The following is a 20,196-nucleotide window of genomic DNA, read 5'->3' as shown; positions in this document are numbered from 1 at the left end:
TCCCCATCAAACAACAAGGCCTCATCATGAGGCCTTGTCTGTTTTTACCCTTGCGGGCTATCGGTTGTCTGCCCGGCTTGGGCTTTCGGCGCGGGAGCCGGTCGCCAGAGCGGGGCGCTGTTGCCTTGTGGCGGATAGCGCACCCCCACTTCCCAGCCGCAGGCATCCTGCTGCTGCGGGAAGCTCCAGGCCAGCGTGGGGGCCGTCAGCGGTCCGCGCCACTGGCCGAGCAGCTCGGCACAGCGGTTGCCGTTGAGCGTCCCCAGATCGAGCTGCCACTGTTCGTTGACCAGATCGATCCCCCCTTGCAGCGCCAGCAGATGGGTGATGGTGGAGGCGCCAGCCTGCTCGATCTGCAGTTGCCCCTTGTCGATCTTGCCCTGCAGCTTGATGCGGTAGAAGGGGGTGTCACCCCCCTGCATCCCTTGCCACAGCTGATCCGGTGTCAGGGTGGGTGGGGTCGCCCCCTTGAACCACTCATCGAGCAGCGGGTCGATCTTCACCTTGTCCCAGAATGGCTCGTCGGCATCGAGGGCAAAGCTGCCCTGCAGGGTCTGGCGCCACTCGCCCGCCGCCTTGCCGTGTTCGGCTTGCAGGTCGGCGCTCAGATCTGCCTTGCCGGCGAAGGAGAGAGGGGCGTGGAATATCTTGCCCCACTGCACCAGATCCAGCTTGGTTGCCTGCAGTTGCAGGCGGCTGCTCTGGCCCGGCTCGCGGCCCCACTGGCCACTCAGGCTGAGGCTGCCCTCATCCGGCAGCGAGCTGGTGAGTTTGCCCAGCTGCCATGAGCTGGGGGTCAGCTCCCCATCCAGCTCGCCGTTGCGGGCGCTGAGGCCATCCCACACCAGCTCGAACCACTTGCTCTCGATGCGGGCACGGCCGAGCAGCGGGCCGGGCTGGTTATCGCGCAGGGCGAGATCGCTCAGGTAGAGCTGCCAGCCAGTCAGCGACAGGGGCAGAGTATCGTCGAAGGAGAGCACCTTGAGCTTGTCGAACGCCAGCTTGCGGATGTCCACCTGCTGCGGGCGCCAGCTCTGCCAATCCTGCCACCACCCCTGCGGCAGGCTGATATCCATGCCGCTCAGCGCCACGTCTTTCAGGGTCAGTTTCTGCTGCTGGCTATCGAGGGATAGCTCGACATTGAACTCCCCTTCATAGGCCTGGCCCTGCAGCTCGGCATCGATCTGCTGGGAGGCGAAAGCGAGCTTGCCCTTGATCTCCTCCAGCTGGAACAGGCCACGCCCCATATCGCCCAGGGTGCCAGCCAGATAGCCGGTGGGCTGGCTGCCCGCCTGCCAGTTGAAGGCGGTGAGCTGGCCGCTGAAGTTGTTGAAGGAGAGCTCCTGATTGATGTCGTTGAGGCTGACGCCGTCCAGCTGGCCGCGATCCAGCGACACGCTTTGCAACGGGAAGCGCTGCGGGAAGCCTTGCTGTGTCAGATCACCCAGCTCCACCCGCATGCCGCGGGCCTTGAGATCGTGCAGTTGCAGGGTGCGGGCGGGCCAGTCCAGCACCATGCCGGTCTCCAGCAGACCGTCGAACAGGTTGGTCACCAGCTTGTCGGTGCGCAGCACTTCCCCCTCCAGCCGTCCTTGCATGTTGAGGCGGGCGAAGGTGAATTGCGGTGTCTCCAGCTGGCCGATGTTGAGGCTCAGGTTGGCCTGTGGCTGCCGTTTCGGGTCGATCAGCTCCCAGTCACTCAGGGTGGCATTGAGGCCGCGCAGGGTCAGCTCGCTGCTCTCCAGACTGAGCCGGTCTATGGTGCTGTCGCTGATGGTGAGGGAGTGCACCGGCAGGCTCGGCAGCTGGTTGGGCAGCGGCAGCTTGATGGCCGGGCGAATGAGATCGAGATGGGCGATGCGCACATCGCGGCTCAGCCAGTCGATGCTCTCGATTTCCAGATAGATCTTGTCGAGGGAGACCGCATCGCCGTAGCGCACCTGCTCCGCCAGCAGGGTGTAGGGGTGAAGCGGGTTGAACACCAGCCGCCCTATGGTGACCGGCACGCCGGTCTGCTGGCTGATCCAGCTGGCGATGGGGCCTTTGGCGCGCTCGGCGTCGAACAGGCCGAGGGCAACCCAGACCAACAGCAGCAGGAAGGCGAAGGTGTAGAGCAGGCCGCGTAGCCAGGAATTCATGGATGCTTTCCTCCTGTTTTGGGGTTTGTTGTCAGGCGTTTGAGTAGTGGTCCCGCAGACCGAGCCAGCGGCGGATCAAGGGTTCGACATGGTGGGGATGACGATCCATCAGGAATCTCGCCATCTTTTGTACCTGCGGAATAAGCGGCTGGTCGCGCACCAGATCGGCGATCTTGAGGTCGGCAAGACCGGTCTGGCGGGTGCCGAGCAGTTCCCCCGGGCCGCGCAGTTCCAGGTCGCGCTGGGCGATCAGGAAGCCGTCGTTGGTCTCCCGCAGCACCCCGAGCCGGCTCTGGGCCGTTTTGGACAAGGGAGCATGATAGAGCAGCACGCAGTGGGAGGCCACCGATCCCCGGCCAACCCGGCCGCGCAGCTGGTGCAGCTGCGCCAGCCCCAGTCGCTCCGGGTTTTCGATGATCATCAGGCTGGCGTTGGGCACGTCCACCCCCACCTCGATGACGGTGGTGGCGACCAGCAGTTGCAGTATGCCCGCCTTGAACTCCTCCATCACCCGCTGTTTCTCTACCGGCCGCATCCGGCCATGCACCAGCCCGATATGCAGGCCGGGCAGCTGGGCTTGCAGTTCGATGGCGGTATCTTCGGCGGCCTGACACTCCAGCACCTCCGACTCCTCGATCAGGGTGCAGACCCAGTAGGCCTGCTTGCCCTCGGTGCAGGCGAGCTTGACCCGTTCGATCACATCGCCGCGACGGCTGTCGGGCAGCGCCACCGTGGTGATGGGGGTACGGCCCGGCGGCAGCTCGTCGATGACCGAGGTATCGAGGTCGGCATAGGCGGTCATCGCCAGGGTGCGGGGGATGGGGGTGGCGGTCATGATCAGCTGATGGGGGTGCACCCCTTCCCGCTCCCCTTTCTCGCGCAGGGCGAGCCGCTGATGCACCCCGAATCTGTGCTGTTCATCGATGATGACCAGCGCCAGACGCTGGAACACCACCTGCTCCTGAAAGATGGCGTGGGTGCCCACCACCATCTTGACGCTGCCATCGGCGATGGCCGCCAGCGCCTCTTCCCGCGCCTTGCCTTTCTGTTTGCCCGCCAGCCAGCCGACTCCGATGCCGAGCGGCTCCAGCCACTTGGCGAAGTTGATGGCGTGCTGTTCTGCCAGCAGCTCGGTCGGCGCCATCAGCCCCACCTGACAACCGTTGCCGATGGCTTGCAGGGCGGCGAGCGCCGCGACCAGGGTCTTGCCGGAGCCCACATCCCCCTGCACCAGCCGCATCATGGGGTGGCTCTGTTGCAGATCCTTAGCTATTTCGGCCACCACCCGGCTCTGGGCACCGGTTGGCTTGAACGGCAGGGCGCCGAGCAGTTGTTCAACCAGCGCGGGCGCCGGTTTAAGGGCGCGGGCCAGCTGGGTTTGCGCCTGAGCACGCACCTTGAGTACCGAGAGGTTGTGAGCCAGCAGCTCTTCCAGCACCAATCGCTGCTGGGCCGGATGTTGGCCGCTTTCCAGCAGCGGTAGCGCGACCGAGGGGGGCGGGCGGTGCAGCAGCTTCAGGGCGGCGGCCAGCTCAATCTGGTGGGGATAGAGTCCGGCGGGCAGCAGCTCCTCGACCCCGTAGAGGTCGAGCTGGGCCAGCGCCTGATCGGTGAGGTTGCGCAGGGTAAGCTGGCGTAGCCCTTCGGTGGTCGGGTAGACGGGGGTGAGCGCCTCTTCGGTCTGGCCCGCTTGCTCCTCGCCGAGCAGCTTGTACTCGGGGTGGGCCATCTCCAGCCCGTATTTGCCGGGGCGCACCTCGCCAAAGCAGCGGATCAGGCGGCCCGCCGCCAGACTGTTTTTCTGGGCGGCGGTGAAGTTGAAGAAGCGCAGGGTGAGGGTGCCGGTGCCATCGCTGATGCGACAGACCAGCATGCGACGGCGCCCCATCACTAGCTGAGTGTCCTGGATTTCGCCCTCGACAGCGCCGTGCAGTCCGGGCGGCAGATCGCCGATGGGCCACACCTGGGTGCGATCCTCGTAGCGCAGGGGGAGGTGGAACAGCAGATCCTGCACAGTGGCCAGCCCCAGTCGCTCGAGTTTTTCCTGCATCTTGCTGCCGACGCCCTTGAGGCTGTCGAGGGAGATTTTATCCAATTTCATCAATTAGATGCCCAAAAGCACTGTAAATATGTCCAGATGATAGGGGTTGTTGCTGGCCCGATGCAAGCCGAGTTGCTGCTGGCAGGGCCGCCGCTGCGGGGGAAACGGCGGATATAACAAAGGCCTGCCGAAAACGGGAGGCCTTTGGGTAGCTGCCGGTGAGTGCGATGCACCCCGGCGTCAGATGATGCGTTTGAGCAGCAAATGCGCCTTCACTCTGTGGATCCGTCCCAACAGCTTGCGCACCTGTTCCGGGTAGTCCTGAATTTGCTCTACCTGATCGAAGTGGCTGATCCGCTTGGTGTTGGCCAGAATGTTCTCCCGCTCGGCGTTGAACTGGGGACGCAGCAGGTGGCGGCGATCGTGTACCAGCAGGCCGTTTTCCAGATCCAGCGTCCAGGCGCGGGGATTGAGATTATTGCCGGTGAGCAGGGCCCACTCATCGTCCACGAAGATCCCCTTGAGATGGTAGGAGTTGCGCTCGCAACACCAGAGCATCAGGTTGAGGCGACCGTCGTCGATGTGACGCTGGTTGTGCTCGGCAAACTTGCGCAGGTTGGTCTCGTAGAGATAGGGCAGACCGCCGATGGTGGAGAATTTTTCCTCTGGCGGGATGAAGAAGTCGTTGGCGGTCTTGTCGCCCACCACGATCGTCACCTTGCAGCCGCGCTGCAGCAGATCTTCGATATCCTTGCTCAACTCCTTGGGCGGATTGAAGTAAGGAGTGCAGATGAAGATCTCCCGCTCGGTGGAGCGCACCAGATTGCGGATCATCAGGTTGAGTTGGTTGTTGCGCTTGCCCAGACCCACCATGGGAGTGACGGCCACTTCCTGAGTGTTGACCGGCATGGCGCTGAAACGATACTGGCTCTGGCGCAGGCTCTGCTTGAAGCGGCGGATCGGCCCCTTCAGCTGCTTGGCGCTGGGGATGTCGCTGTGATCCAGCCGCTGCACCGCGTCGCTCTTCACGAACAGGTCATCCACATAGTTGACCATGCTGCGGGCCAGCTCCGGGCTGGTGATCTGGTGATAGCGGTCGAAGCGGTAGCGCTCCTGCTGGTGCAGGTAGATGTCGTTGAGGCTGGCGCCGGAGTAGAGCACCACGTCATCGAAGATGAAGCCCTTGAGGTGGAGCACGCCGAGCAGCTCGCGCCCCTTGACCGGCACGCCGTAAATTTCGATCTGGTGCTGGTGGCTGGCGGCCATCTCCTGATACATCAGATGGTTGCCACCCTGCTTGCCCTTGCCGATCAGGCCGCGCTGGGCTCGGTGGAAGTCGACGCACAGCTTGATGTCGAGAGCCGGATTGCGCTGCTTGGCGGCGTAGAGGGCGGAGAGGATCTCCCGGCCTGCGTCGTCATCCTGCAGATAGAGTGCGACCAGATAGATGCGTCGGGTGGCACTGGCGATCAGCGCAAGAATGCGGCGTTTGAAATCCTCGGTGCTATAGAGCACCTCAAACTGATCCGCCACCACGGCGATCTGGGGCAGCCGTGCCAGCAGTTGTCGATAATGGGCCGATGAATGCATAGATAAACCTGAAATCACGGGATTAAGCGTTCCGCTCGGAGCGATGAATAGGCGATTCTAGCAATCTCGCCCTCTGGGCCAAAGCAAGAATCGTCAGAAAGATGAAAAAGGCCTCACAAGTGAGGCCTTTTTGTCAGCTTTTACCTCTTATCAGAGGAAGCTGTAGATGATCATCGCCATCACACCACCGGTGGTGCCGATGATGGTTTCCATCACGGTCCAGGTTTGCAGGGTCTGCTTTTCGGTGAGGCCAAGGTAGCGGTTGGCCAGCCAGAAACCGGAGTCGTTGACGTGGGAGAGCACGATGGAGCCGCCGCCGATGGCGATGGTGACAGCCGCCAGCTGGGCACCGTTCAGGCCAAGGGGTTCCAGCATCGGCAGCACCAAGCCACAGGCAGTCAGCATGGCGACGGTGGCGGAGCCCTGAATCACCCGCACCGCGGCCGCCAGAATGAAGGCCAGCGCGACTATGGGCAGACCAGAGTCAGCCAGCATGTTGCCAAGGGCAGCGCCCACGCCGGAATCCACCAGTACCTGCTTGAACACGCCACCGGCACCGGTCACCAGGATGATGACACCGGCTGGCTGGATGGCGCTGTTGCAGACGCTCATTACTTCGTCACGGGACATGCCGCGGCGAATGCCCAACAGATAGAAGGCGGCCAGACAGGCGACCATGATGGCGGTGAAGGGGTGACCGATGAACTCCAGCCAGTTATGCAGGGTGGAGCCGGTCTCGACGAAGCGACCCACGATAGTCTTGAGGCCGATCAGCAGCAGCGGCAGACCGATCAGACCCATCGCCAGCCCGAAGGAGGGCAGGGATTTGCTGTCATCGTGGATGCTGTTCTGGGCATCGGCAGGCAGCGGCACATCGACGATCTTGCTGATGAAGTCACCGAACAGCGGGCCTGCCAGGATCAGCGCCGGTACGGCGGCGATCAGGCCGAACAGGATCATGTAGCCAAAGTCGGCACCCAGCTGGGACGCCACCAGGATCGGGCCCGGCGCCGGAATAAGGAACGCCTGACAGGTGGCGATACCCGCCAGCAGGGCGATACCGATCTTCACCACGCTGCCGCCGCCACGACGGACGATGGCGAAGGCGACGCCAATCAGCAGCACCACGGCCACGTCGAAGAACAGCGGCAGGGCGCAGACAAAGCCGGTCAGGGCCATGGCCCAGTTGGCACGCTGGACGCCGAACTTGCCGAGCAGGGTGTGCGCCACCCGGTCGAGGGCGCCGGTCACTTCCATCACCTTGCCGAACATGGCGCCCAGCGCCACCACCACGGCGACGAAGCCGAGGGTGCCACCCATCCCTTTCTGGATGGTGGCGGCAATATCGGCCGGGTTCATGCCAGCTGCGAGACCCGCCACCATGGAGACCAGGATCAGGGCGACCACGGCGTGGAGCCGGGCCTTCATTACCAGAAAGAGCAGCAGCACGATCGAGCCGGCGGCCGTCATGATCAAAGAGATATCCGACATTGTTCTCTGTTCCTTGTTAGTTGTTCAGTGGCAATGCCGCAGGACTCATTACTAACCATAACATTATGATTTATTTGTATATATGGCTAGTCTGCAGCATCAGGCACGGGGCCGGCGAGTGTTAGTTTCAGTCTGTGGCCGACTTCACATTTTCAGGCGTTACCGGTAACATGTTACCGGTAACGTGATAGATTAGAACCCATCAACAGCTGGTTTTTTGAAAAGTGGGACAGAGGTCAAATTATGGCGGGTAAGTGCATTATCGTGATGGGTGTATGTGGCAGCGGCAAATCAAGCGTTGGCCTGAAAGTAGCCGAGGCGCTAAATGCCAAGTTCATTGATGGCGATGATCTGCACCCCAAGGCCAACATCCAGAAGATGGCTGGCGGCAATCCCCTCAACGATGAGGATCGTGCCCCCTGGCTGGAGCGGATCCGCGATGCCGCCTACAGTCTCGAACAGAAGAACGAGACCGGCATCATTGTCTGTTCCGCCCTCAAAAAGCAGTACCGTGACCAGATCCGCGAAGGTAACGAGTCGGTCAGCTTTATCTTCCTCGATGGCAGCCAGCCGCTGATCCTCGAGCGGATGCGCGCCCGCAAAGGCCATTTCATGCGGGAAACCATGGTACAAAGTCAGTTCGATACTCTGGAGCGCCCCGAGGGCGAAGCCGGTGTATTCCACATTGATATTGACGGCACCTTCGAACAGGTGGTTGATCGTGCCGTCACTGCATTGGAGCAAGCCCAATGATTCATCAGGTAATTTCCGACGTCACCGCCCGCATCCGCGAGCGCAGTGCCGCCCGTCGTCAGGCTTTTCTGGCCCGTATCCAGCGTCAGGCCGAGCAGGGCAAGACCCGCGCCGCGCTGGCCTGTGGCAACCTGGCGCACGCCGTGGCTGCCTGCAGCAGTGACGAGAAGGGTCGCATTCTCGACATGACCCGTGCCAACGTCGGCATCGTCACCGCCTACAACGACATGCTGAGTGCCCATCAGCCCTATCAGGGCTATCCGGACCAGATCAAGGCCGCGCTGGCCGAGCTGGGCCACAGCGCCCAGGTCGCCGGTGGCGTGCCCGCCATGTGCGATGGGGTGACTCAGGGTCAGCCGGGGATGGACATGTCCCTCTTCTCCCGCGATCTGATCGCGCAGGCGACCGCGCTATCGCTCTCTCACAACACCTTCGACGCCACCCTGCTGCTCGGCATCTGCGACAAGATTGCGCCGGGCCAGATCATGGGGGCGCTCTCCCACGCGCACCTGCCGACGGCATTTGTTCCTGCCGGCCCGATGGCGAGCGGTATCAGCAACGATGAGAAGGTGAAGGTGCGTCAGCAGTACGCGGCCGGTGAAGTGGGTCGCGATGCCCTGCTGGAGATGGAGTGCGGCGCCTACCATGCGGCAGGCACCTGTACCTTCTACGGCACTGCCAACACCAACCAGCTGGTGTTCGAGGCCATGGGCCTGATGCTGCCGGGCTCCGCCTTCGTGCACCCGCACAGCGAACTGCGCCGTGCCCTCACCGATGAGGCTGCCCGCCGCATCAGCGCCATGATCCCGGGATCCCCGGCGTATCGCCCGCTCAGCACAGTGCTGGACGAGCGCTCGCTGGTCAACGGTCTGGTGGCCCTGCTCGCTTCCGGCGGCAGCACCAACCACAGCATTCACATGGTGGCGCTGGCCCGCGCGGCCGGTCTGGTACTGACCTGGGATGACATCAGCGATCTCTCCGACGTGGTGCCGCTGCTGGTGCGCATGTACCCGAACGGCCCGGCCGACGTCAACGCCTTCGAGCAGGCGGGCGGTGTGCCCGGGATGATGCGCCGTCTGGCTGAAGATGGGCTGATCCACATGGATGCCACCCCGGTGTTTGGCGAGATGCAGGATTACCTCAGCCGCCCGGCGCTGGTCGATGGCAAGCTGCTGTGGCAGCCGGTTGGCGAAAGTAGCGACGCGAGCGTGCTCTCTCTCTCTGGCTGCGTGTTCCAGGCCACCGGTGGCACCAAGCTGCTGGCGGGCAATCTGGGCCGCGCCGTGGTCAAGGTCTCTGCTGTCGCCCCCGAATATCGGGTGATTGAAGCCCCGGCTCGGGTCTTCTCCTCCCAGCATGCGGTGGAAGCCGCCTATCAGGCGGGCGAGCTCAATCAGGACGCCGTTATCGTGGTGCGCCACAACGGCCCGGCCGCCAACGGCATGCCGGAGCTGCACAAGCTGATGCCGGTGCTCGGCAACCTGCAGAAGGCGGGTCACAAGGTGGCGCTGGTCACCGATGGCCGTCTCTCCGGTGCCTCCGGCAAGATCCCGGCTGCCATTCACATCACACCAGAAGCGCTGCACGGCGGGGCCATCGGTCTGCTGCAAGATGGCGATCTGCTGCGGGTGGATGCAGTGAGTGGTCGCCTCGACTGCCTGACTGATTTGAGTGGCCGCACCCAGGCCGAGATTGACCTCACTCTGGAACAAGAGGGGTGGGGTCGTGAACTGTTTAGCGTGATGCGTCGCGCAGTATCGAGCGCCGAGTGTGGCGCCACCATTTTTGATTAAGAGCTGACTAAGGAAGAGCTATGCAGAACTGGAAAGTGACCCCTGCCGAAGTGTTTGCCGCCTCTCCGCTGGTGCCCGTGATGGTTATCAACGAGCTGGATCAGGCCCTGCCGATGGCCAAGGCGCTGCTCGACGGCGGCATCTCCGTCTTCGAAATCACCCTGCGCACTCCGGTAGCCCTCGACGCCATCGCCCTCATCGCCAAGGCGATGCCGGATGCCATGGTCGGTGCCGGTACCGTGCTCAACTGCGCGCAGTTTGACGCTGCCGTTGCCGCCGGTGCCCGCTTCGTCATCTCCCCGGGGATGACTCCGGCCCTGCTGGCCCACGCGGCCAACAGCACAGCGCCGCTGATCCCGGGCGTTGCGACACCGTCTGAAGTGATGCAGGCGCTGGAAGCGGGCTACGACCACCTGAAGTTCTTCCCGGCCGAAGCAAACGGCGGCACCAAGGCGCTCTCCGCCATTGCTGCGCCGCTGCCCCAGGTGAAGTTCTGCCCCACCGGCGGTATCGGCCCACACAACGTGGCCGACTATCTGGCGCTCAAGTGCGTCGCCACCGTTGGCGGCTCCTGGATGTTGCCGGCCGATGCGGTCAAGAGCGGCAACTGGGAAGAGGTGACTCGCCTCTCCCGCGCTGCGGTTGAAATGGTTAAACGCTAAGCGCTAGCCATTCAGAAAAATCAAACAGGCCACCCTCGGGTGGCCTGTTCTGTTATCGGCTAATGGCGGTCATGCGGGGGGAGTGCGCCGTGACACCAACCGGTGCAGGAAGGGATTAGCCCAAGCTTTCTCCCAGATAGAGGGAGAAGCCGATATCTTTGCGTGTCTCGGTCTGTGGCTGGCCGCTGAGACGGGCCAGCAGCATGGTGGCTGCCTCCATGCCGATCGCTTCCCGCGGGGTGGCAATACTGGCCAGTTTGGGGGTCATGGCGTGGCCGATATCGAGGGCATTGCTACCGGCGATGGCGATCTGTTGTGGCACCGGGATCCACTTTGCCTGGCACTGCAGCAGGGCGCCGACCGCCAGATCATCGTTGGTGCAGAACAGGCCGTCGAGGTCGGGATAGCGCACCAACGCCTGATCCAGCAGCTCGCCGCCGAGGGTAAAGGTGGAGGACTGTTCGGTCAGCAGATGCTGACCAGTGAGGCCGAAGTCAGCCATCGCCTGATAATAGCCCTCCATCCGCAGCTGGGTTCGCACGTCGAGCCGGGCCCCCAGATAGACCACCTGACGCCTGCCCCGGCGCAGCATCTCTGATACCATGGCCCGGGCCGCGGCCCGGTGATCCATGCCGACCACCATGTCGATGGGATTGGGTGGCAGATCCATGGTTTCGACCACCGGAATGCCAGCGGTGGCGATCATCTTGCGGGTGCGCTCGGTGTGTTGGCTGTCTGAGAGGATCAGGCCATCAACATGATAGGAGAGCAGCGACGCGATCTGTTCCTCCTCTCGTTCCGGACTGTAACTGTAGTGCGCTAGCAGGGTTTGATACCCGGCAGGGCGGGTGACCGATTCGATGCCGTGGATCACCGCCGAGAAGACCTGATTGGAGAGGGAGGGGATCAGGATACCGATCGCCTTGCTGGTGGCGTTGGAGAGAATGTCCGGCGCCCGGTTGGGGATATAGCCCAGCTCTTCCACCACCGCTGCGATCCGCTCGCGGGTACCTTCCGCCACTGTTTGCGGGTCGCGCAGATAGCGGCTGACAGTCATCTTGGTCACGCCAGTCTGGTCGGCGATATCTTGCAGGGTGGGGCGGCGCTTGCGGGTGGTGTTCATCGGGGTGTCCAGCATGGATGTTACATGTAACATTACCGTTTTCGGCCGACAAAGTCAGCATATGAAACCGTAGTAAGAGGAGTTTTCGATGATCAGAGGCAAGCAGTTTGTGGATGTCCGGTTCGAGCAGCAGGATGTGGAGGGGGAGCAGTTCTCGGAGTGCCGCTTTATCGGCTGCAACTTCTCTTGGCTGGATCTGAGCGATAGCCGTTTCATCGATTGCAGCTTCTACGATCGGGAGAGCGAGCGGGGCTGTTTGTTACAGGGCTGCGACCTGCGGGAGACCAGCTTTCTTCGTTGCGATCTCACCATGGCCGATTGCAGCCGCAGCCAGTGTCTGGGGTTGGAGATGCGCGATTGTCAGGCGGTCGGCATCAACTTCGGCCACGCCAGCTTTGCCAACCAGATCACCGCCAAAAGCTACTTCTGCGAGGCCCATCTGACCGACAACAACTTCAGCTACGCCAGCTTCGAGGGCTGCCTGCTGGAAAAGTGCGAGCTGACCGGCAACCGCTGGCAGGGGGCCAACCTGTTCGGCGCCTCGCTGGTGGGCTCAGACCTTAGCGGTTCCGAGTTTGGCCAGATCGAGTGGACCAGCTTCAAATTGCAGGGCTGCGATCTGCGCCAGTGCGATCTGCCGGGGCTGGATCTGCGCCGGGTCGACCTGCAGGGAGTGCAGATCAACGAGGATCAGCAGCAGATGTTGCTGGAGCAGATCGGTCTGGTCGTCTTCCCCTGAGTGGACCGAAAAATAGGTAATTTTTCATCAAATGGGACCGACAGTGAGTGGCGGCGCTCCTGAAACGACAAAGCCTGCGTGATGCAGGCTTTTTGTAGTGAGCGTATGACGCGCTTGTCGGTCTGGTTAACTCAACCCTTGGCCAGCCACTTGGTCGGGTTGATGGCTTCGCCTTGATGGCGAATCTCGAAGTAGAGGCCCGGTCTGTCCTGGCCACCACTGTCACCCACCAGTGCCACCGGTTCACCCTGTTCCACATTCTGACCCACTTGGCGCAGCAGCGACTGATTGTGACCATAGAGGCTCATGTAGCCCTTACCGTGGTCGATCACCAGCAGCATACCGAAGCCATCCAGCCAATCGGCGTACACCACCTGACCGGCTGCCACCGCCTTGACCTGGGTCCCTTCACTGGCACCGATCAAAGTGCCCTTCCACTTGAGCTGGGCGGTGCGTGGTGAACCGTAGGAGATAAGGATCGGCCCCTGTACCGGCCAGCGCAGGCTGCCATGGGTGCTAAGGCCACCGTAGCCGCCAGTACTGGCCTTGGCGCTGTTACGCGCGGCTGCTTGCTGTTCCGCTACCCGGTTCTGTTGCTTGGCGACTTTCTGCTGCTCGGCGGCGAGCCGTTGCTGTTCGCCGATCTTCTGCTGTTGCGCCGCGATCCGCTGTTGTTCGGCAATTCGCTTCTGTTCGGCGGCCAGACGTTGCGCCTCGAGACGGCGCTGGCGTTCTTGCTCTGCTTTCAACTTGGCAAGGCGTTCCCGCTCGGCCCGTTCACGGCGCTCCTGTTCTTCGCGCTTGCGGCGCAGCTCTTCCAGTCGGGCTTTCAGCGCTTTCTCCGCCTTGACCAGCTTGGTGAGCTTCTGTTCATCATCCTGTACCGATTGCTGCAGCTGGTTACGCACCTTGGCCCGGCTCTGCTGGCTGGCCAGCAGGGTCTGGTGGTGCTCTTGCTGCTCGCCGAGCAGAGATTGCAGTCTGGTTTCGGTCTCTTTGGTGGCCCGCTGGTTTTTCGCCAGCTTGTCGTGGGTGGCGCGCAGGGCGTCAATGGCCTCGATGCGTGCCTTGTTGAGGTAGTCGTAGTAGTCGAGGGAGCGGCTCAGTTTGGCCGGGTCCTGCTGGTTGAGCAGCAGTTTGAGGTAGTCGTGGTTGCCCGCCAGAAAGGCGCTTTCCGCCTGTTTGGCCAGCAATTGCTTTTGATGTTTGGCTTGTTGTTCCAGCCCCAGCTTGTCTTTTTGCAGGGTCGCCAGCTTCTGCTGGTTCTGCTGCAGTTGCTGCTTGGTCTGGTTGAGCTTGGCGGCGGCCGTCGAGATAGCCTGCTCGTCAGCTTTGAGTTGGGTATTGAGCTTGGCAAGCTCCTCTTTGCTGAGCTTGATGGTCTTCTGTTGCTCTTTGATCTGGGACTGCATGGCGCCCAGCTGCTGATTGGCGGCAACAGCCTGACTGGCGCCAAACGACAGACAAAAAAACAGCGCGCCGGCCAACAGGCCGACGCGACTGGTTTTCTGTGAAATAACTTCGCATCCCCGCATGGGGACGGATTATTTCAGAATCATCAGGGGCTTACCAGTCATTTCCGGCGGCACCGGCAGACCCATCAGGGTCAGCATGGTGGGGGCCAGATCGGACAGTTTGCCGCCTTCAGCGACCTCGGCTTTGCGACCGACATAGATAAGCGGCACTGGCAGACTGGTGTGGGCGGTGTGGGCCTGACCGGTCTCTTCATCCTGCATCTTCTCGGCGTTGCCGTGGTCGGCGGTGATCAGGCACTCGCCACCCACTTCGCGCAGGGCTTCGGTGACGCGGCCAACACAGTGGTCAACGGCTTCACAGGCTTTGACGGCGGCATCGAACACACCGGTGTGGCCGACCATGTCGCCATTGGGGTAGTTACAGATGATGACGTCGTACTTGCCGCTCTTGATGGCTGCAACCAGCTTGTCGGTCAGCTCTTCGGAGCTCATTTCCGGCTGCAGGTCGTAGGTAGCCACTTTCGGGCTGGCTACGATCTCGCGATCTTCGCCGGTGAAGCAGGACTCTTCGCCACCGTTGAAGAAGAAGGTGACGTGCGCGTACTTCTCGGTTTCGGAGATGCGCAGCTGGGTCTTGCCCTGCTTGGCCAGCCACTCACCCAGGGTGTTGACCAGGGCAGTCGGCGGATAGGCACAGGCAGTTTTGATGTCGGCCGCATATTCGGTCAGCATCACGAAGTTCAGCTTTGGCTCAACGGCACGGGCGAAACCGGTGAAGTCGGCATCCACGAAGGCGCGGGTGATTTCACGGGCGCGGTCGGCACGGAAGTTCATGAAAATCAGCGCATCGCCGTCTTCCATCGGTGCAGCTTCGCCGATACGGGTGGCCTTGACGAATTCGTCGTTCTCGTCACGGGCATAGCCGGCAGCCAGCGCTTCAGTGGCGCTGTTGGCGGTGAACTCGCCTTTACCCTGAGTCATCAGGTCATAGGCTTGCTGCACGCGATCCCAGCGGTTGTCACGGTCCATGGCGAAGTAACGGCCGATCATGGAGGCGAAACGACCCTTGCCCAGCTTGGCGAACAGGGCGTCGAACAGCTCGATGGAGGACTGGGCGGAGCGCGGCGGAACGTCACGGCCATCCAGGAAGGCGTGCAGGTAGATCTTCTCGGCGCCACGCTTGGCGGCCATTTCGATCATGCCCATGATGTGCTCTTCGTGGCTGTGTACGCCACCCGGAGACATCAGGCCCATGATGTGGACGGCTTTGCCGTTGGTCACGGCAGCATCAACAGCCTTGGCCAGCTCGACGTTCTGGAAGAAGTCGCCATCTTTAATGTCTTTGGAGATGCGGGTCAGCTCCTGATAGACGATGCGACCGGCGCCGATGTTGACGTGGCCCACTTCGGAGTTACCCATCTGGCCATCTGGCAGACCGACATCCAAGCCGGAGCCGGAGATCAGGGTGCTGGTGTAGTCACGGGCCAGACGATCGAGGTTGGGAGTCTTGGCGGCAGCGACGGCGTTGTGCTCTTGCTTGGTGCTATAGCCCCAACCGTCCATGATGACCAGAACCAAAGGTTTCTTAGCTGTTGACATAAGACTATGTCCTCTCGGATTGGAAAAAATGCGGGAAATGAAACTAGCGTAATATTACTACATCTGCCGAAATAGTCACCTGATAGCCAAGGGGGGCTCCCGAGCCCCCGCAAGCCACGCCCTTCCTGCCATGCTCACTGTCTGCTGATGATGGGAGCCTGCTCGCGCTTTGCCGCCAAGATGGCTGATCTTATCAATACCCCCATGTATACTCGGGCCCTTGTCTTGGTCCCTGGATAGTAGAAGATGCAAGAGTATTTGGATTTTGCGACCCGTAACCCGCTGCTGACCGCAGCCTGGTTGGGTCTGGCTGGCACCCTGGTTTACACCACTGTGCGTGCCCGTTTTTCTCCGGTAAAAACCGTCAATAACCACACAGCCACTCTGCTGATCAACCGTGAGAATGCCACTGTAGTGGATATTCGCAGTCAGGAAGAGTACGCCAAGGGCCATCTGGCCGGTGCCCAGCATCTGCCGCTGACCCAGATCCAGAGCAATAATCTGGGCCCGGTTGAAAAGCATAAAGATGCCCCCATCATAGTGGTGTGCGAGTCGGGCATGACTGCGGGCGGCGCGGGTCGTCAGCTGAGCAAGGCCGGTTTCAAGCAGGTATATGTGCTCAGCGGTGGTATGGCTCAATGGCGTGCAGACAATCTGCCGGTAACCAAAAAGCGCTGATTGATTTAAGGGCCTGTGCCCACTTATCCCTATATAAAGGAATCAAACGAAATGGCTGACGAGATCAACAACCAGGAAGTACAACCGGAATTCAACATCCAGCGTGTCTACACCAAGGATGTCTCTTTCGAAGCGCCGAACACCCCGCACATCTTCCAGAAAGAGTGGCAGCCGGACGTCAAGCTGGACATGGATACCAAGACCAATATCCTGGCTGACAACGTGTACGAGGTTGTCCTGACCCTGACCGTGACCTGCAAACTGGAAACCGAAACCGCCTTCCTGTGCGAAGTTCAGCAGGCCGGTATCTTCACCATCGGTAACCTGCCAGAGCCGCAGCTGGCTCACTGCCTGGCCGCTTTCTGCCCGAATATCCTGTTCCCGTACGCCCGCGAAGCCGTGGCCAACATGGTGAGCAAAGGTTCCTTCCCGCAGCTGAACCTGGCACCGGTTAACTTCGATGCTCTGTTTGCCCAGCACATGGCGCAAGCACAGGCCCAGCAGGCGACTGCGGAAGCCTGATAATGGCTGACCAGATCGCTATCTCGGTCTTGGGGGCGGGGTCTTATGGCTCCGCCCTTGCCATTTCTTTGGCGCGCAACGGCCATCCGACCCTGCTGTGGGGTCACGATCCTGCTCATGTCGCCGTGCTGGAACAAGACCGCTGCAACAAGGCATTTTTGCCTGATGTCCCTTTTCCCGCCGATCTGCAGCTGACTGCGGATCTGCAATATGCAGTGCAAGCCGCCCCTGTGCTGCTACTGGTCGTACCGAGCCACGTGTTTGGTCAGGTATTGGCTCAGATCAAACCTTTCTTGCGCCCCGATACCCGTATCGCCTGGGCCACCAAGGGGTTGGAGCCGGACAGTGGCCGCCTGCTGCAGGATGTGGCGCGTGAGGTGCTGGGAGACGAGATGCCGCTGGCGGCGATCTCCGGTCCCACCTTCGCCAAGGAGCTGGCTGCCGGTCTGCCGACGGCTATCTCGGTTGCCTCGACCCATGACGATTTCGCCGACGATCTCTCCCGACTGCTGCACTGTGGCCGTTCGTTCCGGGTTTATACCAGCCCGGACTTCGTCGGTTTGCAACTGGGTGGTGCGGTGAAGAACGTCATCGCCATCGGTGCCGGTCTCTCCGACGGGCTCGGTTTTGGCGCCAATGCCAGAACCGCGCTGATCACCCGGGGGCTGGTAGAGATGCAGCGTCTGGGGGCCGCCCTCGGTGCTGATGCCAAAACCTTTATGGGGATGGCGGGGCTCGGGGATCTGGTGCTCACCTGTACCGACAACCAGTCGCGCAACCGCCGCTTCGGGCTGGCTCTCGGGGCTGGCAAGGATGTGGATACCGCCATGACCGAGATCGGTCAGGTCGTCGAAGGGTATCGCAACACCAAGGAGGTCCATCTGTTGGCGGCCCGCTACGGTGTGGAGATGCCCATTTGCGAGCAGATCTTCAAGGTGCTCTACGAAGGTAAGAACCCGAAAGAGGCGGCCATCGCCCTGTTGTCGCGAGACAAGAAGGACGAGTAGTCGCAGGTGTTGTGCCATGCAACAGGCCCACGCCAGAGGGTGTAATGCCAGTCAGTGACGCTGACTGGCATTGTTTTTATGGGCCGCTAGCGCCATTACTCCGCAGGATTGGCTTCAGGCTACGGTGCAATTTTGTATCCCTGTTGATGGGGGATGCGAGCCGCCACCAGGGTATCAAGATGGCGTTGCATGTTTGAATGACAAGGTGAAAGCGGGTCGCCTGACCGGATGACTGGTTTAGCGTGCTTGCGCCAGGGTACGTACCACGGCGGCGTGGGCCTGACGGGTGCGGCTGATATGGCGCGGTGCGACCAGCACCACGTCGTTGCCGGCGACGGCCCCCATGATCTCGGGATTGGCGTTGCGATCCAGCAGACGGGCCACTACGGTGGCGGCGCCCGGGGTGGTGAGGATCAGCACCATCTGCTGGTTGTGTACCACGTCGCGCACCATGTCGTGGATCGAGCGGGTACTGCCAGCGGGCTCCAGTTGATCGTCCACCAGGGTGTAGACCTTCTTGCCATTGGCATTTTGGGCCTTGGCGACGCCGAGGCGGCGTAGCAGGCGGGAGATGGTGGACTGGCTGATGTCGGCAAAACCGCGCTCTGACAGCTGGTGGCGGATCTCTTCCTGAGTGCTGTAGCAGTGCTGACCGATGATCTGGCGACAGGCATCCAGCTGGGCCAGATCGGGCTCTTGGGCAACGGGACGACTGAGAGTTTTGACCACGGCGAATTCCTTTGATGATGACCGGAGGTAAACGCGCGATATCTGTCATAGCTGTCAGTTATCAGCCAAAAACACTGATAATCCATCTATATGCAGGGAATGAGCGGGCATTACCATCTTGGGATGGCAAATTATAGCTGACTGGAAATTCGGTGATGTGACAGGGTTCAAAGATGGGCCCCGCAGGGCCCAATCAGATATCAGTAACGCTCGCTGACGATGTCCTGAGTGAAGGACTTCTCGCAATATTTGCACTTCATCCGCACCACGCCTTTCACTTCGCGCACCCGGAAGTAGCTGTCCACCGGCTCGTTGTGGGAGATGCAGTTGGAGTTGGGGCAGTGGAACACCCCGGTGATGAACTCCGGCAGCTCCAGCTGGTGCTTCTTCACCACATTGAACTCTTCGATGATGTTGACGGTCGCTTTCGGGGCGAACAGCGCCAGTTGGTTGGCCTGTTGCTCGGTCAGGCGGGTATTCTCGATCTTGATGAGATCCTTCTTGCCGAGCGCGCCGGATTTCAGGTTGAAGCCGACGGTGATCCGCTCCTGGGTTTCGACCAGCTGGAACAGCTTGAGGATCTTGATGCCCTGGCCAGCGGGGATGTGATCGATGACGGAGCCGTGACGGATGGCTTCGACTTGCAGTTGGTTCTTGTCAGACATGATATTCCCCTAAGCTCAGACAGTTTCGTTCAGTACCAGTGCCAGCAGCGCCTGGCGTGCATAGACCCCGTTCTCTGCCTGCTGGAAGTAGCAAGCGTGGGGGGTCTTGTCGACCGCCACATCGATCTCGTCGACGCGGGGCAGGGGATGCAGGATCTTCATGGTGGGCTTGGCTCCTTCCAGAGTCGCCAGCTCCAGAATGAACTTGGCAGCCATGTGCTTGTATTCGGTCTCGTCGAAGCGCTCTTTCTGGACGCGGGTCATGTAGAGGATGTCCAGCTCCGGCATCACCTCTTCCATGGTCTGGTGGACGCTGAACTGGATGCCTTTCTCTTCCAGCTCTTCGCAGATGTAGTCCGGCATCGCCAGCGCTTCCGGGGAGATGAAGAAGAAGCGGCAGTTGAACAGGCTGAGGGCCTGAGCCAGCGAGTGCACGGTGCGGCCATATTTCAGGTCACCGACGAAGGCGACGTTGAGGTTGTCCAGACGACCCTGGGTCTCATGGATAGTGAACAGGTCGAGCAGGGTCTGGCTCGGATGCTGGTTGGAGCCGTCGCCGCCGTTGATCACCGGCACCCGGGAGAACTCGGAGGCCAGACGGGCTGCGCCCTCTTGCGGATGGCGCATCACCACCGCATCCGAGTAGGAGCCGATGATCTTGATGGAGTCAGCCAGCGTCTCGCCTTTCTTGGCACTGGTGTTGCCACCGTCGGCGAAGCCGATGATGTTGCCGCCGAGGCGCTGTACCGCGGTCTCGAACGAGAGGCGGGTGCGGGTGGAGGCTTCGAAGAAGCAGCTGGCAACCAGCTTGTCTTTCAACAGGCTGGTGTCAGGTTCAGCCTTCAACCGTTGTGCGGTTGAGACTACCAGTTCCATTTCTGACCGGGTCAGGTCCGAAATGGAGATGACATGTTTCTTATAGAGTGGATTGGTCATCGTCTGCATTCCCTTTGACATCATTGGAGGTTTTTCGGGCACAAAAAAAAGCCCCTGAAACAGGGGCTTTTTTTAAAAATAACTGGGGATCCTTGGGGTGGGAACCGAAAACAACGGGGCCGCTCTGGTGCGCACCACCCGTCTGCAAGGCTGTTTTCTGAATCAAAAACTGCATCGTCTCGTCCCGACCTTTTTTAAACCGGACAGATTATAGGGCCGCTTTTTTAATTGTCAAAATTTTATTTCTGATGCCAA

18 protein-coding genes are annotated in these 20,196 nt (G+C 61.1%); 7 read left to right on the top strand and 11 right to left on the bottom strand.

Features of this window, described 5'->3' with window-relative positions:
- Positions 1 to 44: 44 nt before the first annotated feature.
- The 4 genes from BN1135_RS01555 to gntU form a co-directional block, all read right to left on the bottom strand.
- Complete coding sequence (locus BN1135_RS01555) at positions 45 to 2,138, bottom strand: AsmA family protein (protein ID WP_042018295.1); 2,094 nt, start codon at positions 2,136 to 2,138, stop codon at positions 45 to 47.
- A 31-nt stretch (positions 2,139 to 2,169) separates the two neighbouring features.
- Positions 2,170 to 4,239, bottom strand: a complete 2,070-nt coding sequence (recG, locus tag BN1135_RS01550) for an ATP-dependent DNA helicase RecG (RefSeq protein WP_042018294.1) — start codon at positions 4,237 to 4,239, stop codon at positions 2,170 to 2,172.
- A 180-nt stretch (positions 4,240 to 4,419) separates the two neighbouring features.
- Complete coding sequence (pssA, locus tag BN1135_RS01545) at positions 4,420 to 5,769, bottom strand: CDP-diacylglycerol--serine O-phosphatidyltransferase (protein WP_042018293.1); 1,350 nt, start codon at positions 5,767 to 5,769, stop codon at positions 4,420 to 4,422.
- A 150-nt stretch (positions 5,770 to 5,919) separates the two neighbouring features.
- Positions 5,920 to 7,260 carry a gluconate transporter gene (gene gntU / locus BN1135_RS01540; RefSeq protein ID WP_042018292.1) on the bottom strand — a complete coding sequence of 447 codons (1,341 nt, stop codon included), beginning with the start codon at positions 7,258 to 7,260 and terminating at the stop codon, positions 5,920 to 5,922.
- A 243-nt stretch (positions 7,261 to 7,503) separates the two neighbouring features.
- Between gntU and BN1135_RS01535 the strand changes: the two genes are divergently transcribed.
- The 3 genes from BN1135_RS01535 to BN1135_RS01525 are packed head-to-tail and all read left to right on the top strand — an operon-like array spanning position 7,504 to position 10,468.
- On the top strand, positions 7,504 to 8,013 hold the full coding sequence (locus BN1135_RS01535) for a gluconokinase (protein ID WP_042018291.1): 510 nt from the start codon (positions 7,504 to 7,506) through the stop codon (positions 8,011 to 8,013).
- Positions 8,010 to 9,806, top strand: a complete 1,797-nt coding sequence (gene edd, locus BN1135_RS01530; protein ID WP_042018290.1) for a phosphogluconate dehydratase — start codon at positions 8,010 to 8,012, stop codon at positions 9,804 to 9,806. Before BN1135_RS01535 ends, edd begins: the two co-directional genes overlap by 4 nt.
- Positions 9,807 to 9,826: 20 nt before the next feature.
- A complete protein-coding gene (locus BN1135_RS01525; RefSeq protein ID WP_042018289.1) occupies positions 9,827 to 10,468 on the top strand; it encodes a bifunctional 4-hydroxy-2-oxoglutarate aldolase/2-dehydro-3-deoxy-phosphogluconate aldolase in 642 nt (213 codons plus the stop codon).
- A gap of 115 nt (positions 10,469 to 10,583) precedes the next feature.
- On the opposite strand, the gene BN1135_RS01520 is transcribed toward BN1135_RS01525, so the two are convergent.
- The gene (locus BN1135_RS01520; protein ID WP_042018463.1) at positions 10,584 to 11,591 is read right to left on the bottom strand and encodes a substrate-binding domain-containing protein; all 1,008 of its coding nucleotides are present in this window, start codon (positions 11,589 to 11,591) and stop codon (positions 10,584 to 10,586) included.
- Positions 11,592 to 11,679: 88 nt separating this feature from the next.
- On the opposite strand from BN1135_RS01520, the gene BN1135_RS01515 reads away from it, so the two are divergent.
- On the top strand, positions 11,680 to 12,330 hold the full coding sequence (locus tag BN1135_RS01515; protein ID WP_042018287.1) for a Qnr family pentapeptide repeat protein: 651 nt from the start codon (positions 11,680 to 11,682) through the stop codon (positions 12,328 to 12,330).
- 131 nt (positions 12,331 to 12,461) lie between these two features.
- Here the strand turns inward: BN1135_RS01515 and BN1135_RS01510 are convergent, their stop codons facing one another.
- Entirely contained in the window at positions 12,462 to 13,865 is a 1,404-nt protein-coding gene (locus BN1135_RS01510) for a peptidoglycan DD-metalloendopeptidase family protein (RefSeq protein ID WP_042018285.1), read from the bottom strand.
- A 9-nt stretch (positions 13,866 to 13,874) separates the two neighbouring features.
- On the bottom strand, positions 13,875 to 15,404 hold the full coding sequence (gene gpmM, locus BN1135_RS01505) for a 2,3-bisphosphoglycerate-independent phosphoglycerate mutase (RefSeq protein ID WP_042018284.1): 1,530 nt from the start codon (positions 15,402 to 15,404) through the stop codon (positions 13,875 to 13,877).
- A 246-nt stretch (positions 15,405 to 15,650) separates the two neighbouring features.
- Here gpmM and BN1135_RS01500 point away from each other — a divergent pair, with 246 nt between their 5' ends.
- From BN1135_RS01500 to gpsA, 3 genes are read left to right on the top strand one after another with little or no spacing between them, the layout of a single operon-like run.
- The gene (locus BN1135_RS01500; RefSeq protein ID WP_042018282.1) at positions 15,651 to 16,082 is read left to right on the top strand and encodes a rhodanese-like domain-containing protein; all 432 of its coding nucleotides are present in this window, start codon (positions 15,651 to 15,653) and stop codon (positions 16,080 to 16,082) included.
- A gap of 51 nt (positions 16,083 to 16,133) precedes the next feature.
- Positions 16,134 to 16,604, top strand: a complete 471-nt coding sequence (gene secB / locus BN1135_RS01495; protein WP_042018281.1) for a protein-export chaperone SecB — start codon at positions 16,134 to 16,136, stop codon at positions 16,602 to 16,604.
- Positions 16,605 to 16,606: 2 nt separating this feature from the next.
- Positions 16,607 to 17,611 carry an NAD(P)H-dependent glycerol-3-phosphate dehydrogenase gene (gene gpsA / locus BN1135_RS01490; protein WP_042018280.1) on the top strand — a complete coding sequence of 335 codons (1,005 nt, stop codon included), beginning with the start codon at positions 16,607 to 16,609 and terminating at the stop codon, positions 17,609 to 17,611.
- A 237-nt stretch (positions 17,612 to 17,848) separates the two neighbouring features.
- Here the strand turns inward: gpsA and BN1135_RS01485 are convergent, their stop codons facing one another.
- The 4 genes from BN1135_RS01485 to BN1135_RS21935 form a co-directional block, all read right to left on the bottom strand.
- Positions 17,849 to 18,340 (bottom strand): arginine repressor, encoded by a 492-nt coding sequence (locus tag BN1135_RS01485; RefSeq protein ID WP_042018278.1) that lies wholly within the window; start codon positions 18,338 to 18,340, stop codon positions 17,849 to 17,851.
- Between the two features lie 200 nt (positions 18,341 to 18,540).
- Complete coding sequence (gene pyrI / locus BN1135_RS01480) at positions 18,541 to 19,005, bottom strand: aspartate carbamoyltransferase regulatory subunit (RefSeq protein ID WP_042018277.1); 465 nt, start codon at positions 19,003 to 19,005, stop codon at positions 18,541 to 18,543.
- 15 nt (positions 19,006 to 19,020) lie between these two features.
- Complete coding sequence (gene pyrB, locus BN1135_RS01475) at positions 19,021 to 19,941, bottom strand: aspartate carbamoyltransferase (RefSeq protein WP_042018461.1); 921 nt, start codon at positions 19,939 to 19,941, stop codon at positions 19,021 to 19,023.
- Positions 19,922 to 20,116 (bottom strand): hypothetical protein, encoded by a 195-nt coding sequence (locus BN1135_RS21935; protein WP_148140577.1) that lies wholly within the window; start codon positions 20,114 to 20,116, stop codon positions 19,922 to 19,924. The genes pyrB and BN1135_RS21935 overlap by 20 nt, the downstream gene beginning before the upstream one ends.
- Positions 20,117 to 20,196 lie beyond the last annotated feature (80 nt).

The organism is Aeromonas sobria (assembly GCF_000820145.1).
In the GTDB taxonomy this organism is placed as follows: domain Bacteria; phylum Pseudomonadota; class Gammaproteobacteria; order Enterobacterales; family Aeromonadaceae; genus Aeromonas; species Aeromonas sobria.
Note: the sequence above shows the minus strand (reverse complement) of the source record. Positions and strands in the feature narration are given on the sequence as shown.

Coding starts and splice junctions, on each gene's coding strand:
- BN1135_RS01555 (WP_042018295.1), bottom strand. CDS start 2,138: ATGAATTCCTGGCTACGCGGCCTGCTCTACACCTTCGCCTTCCTGCTG.
- recG (WP_042018294.1), bottom strand. CDS start 4,239: ATGAAATTGGATAAAATCTCCCTCGACAGCCTCAAGGGCGTCGGCAGC.
- pssA (WP_042018293.1), bottom strand. CDS start 5,769: ATGCATTCATCGGCCCATTATCGACAACTGCTGGCACGGCTGCCCCAG.
- gntU (WP_042018292.1), bottom strand. CDS start 7,260: ATGTCGGATATCTCTTTGATCATGACGGCCGCCGGCTCGATCGTGCTG.
- BN1135_RS01535 (WP_042018291.1), top strand. CDS start 7,504: ATGGCGGGTAAGTGCATTATCGTGATGGGTGTATGTGGCAGCGGCAAA.
- edd (WP_042018290.1), top strand. CDS start 8,010: ATGATTCATCAGGTAATTTCCGACGTCACCGCCCGCATCCGCGAGCGC.
- BN1135_RS01525 (WP_042018289.1), top strand. CDS start 9,827: ATGCAGAACTGGAAAGTGACCCCTGCCGAAGTGTTTGCCGCCTCTCCG.
- BN1135_RS01520 (WP_042018463.1), bottom strand. CDS start 11,591: ATGAACACCACCCGCAAGCGCCGCCCCACCCTGCAAGATATCGCCGAC.
- BN1135_RS01515 (WP_042018287.1), top strand. CDS start 11,680: ATGATCAGAGGCAAGCAGTTTGTGGATGTCCGGTTCGAGCAGCAGGAT.
- BN1135_RS01510 (WP_042018285.1), bottom strand. CDS start 13,865: ATGCGGGGATGCGAAGTTATTTCACAGAAAACCAGTCGCGTCGGCCTG.
- gpmM (WP_042018284.1), bottom strand. CDS start 15,404: ATGTCAACAGCTAAGAAACCTTTGGTTCTGGTCATCATGGACGGTTGG.
- BN1135_RS01500 (WP_042018282.1), top strand. CDS start 15,651: ATGCAAGAGTATTTGGATTTTGCGACCCGTAACCCGCTGCTGACCGCA.
- secB (WP_042018281.1), top strand. CDS start 16,134: ATGGCTGACGAGATCAACAACCAGGAAGTACAACCGGAATTCAACATC.
- gpsA (WP_042018280.1), top strand. CDS start 16,607: ATGGCTGACCAGATCGCTATCTCGGTCTTGGGGGCGGGGTCTTATGGC.
- pyrI (WP_042018277.1), bottom strand. CDS start 19,005: ATGTCTGACAAGAACCAACTGCAAGTCGAAGCCATCCGTCACGGCTCC.
- pyrB (WP_042018461.1), bottom strand. CDS start 19,941: ATGACCAATCCACTCTATAAGAAACATGTCATCTCCATTTCGGACCTG.
- BN1135_RS21935 (WP_148140577.1), bottom strand. CDS start 20,116: ATGCAGTTTTTGATTCAGAAAACAGCCTTGCAGACGGGTGGTGCGCAC.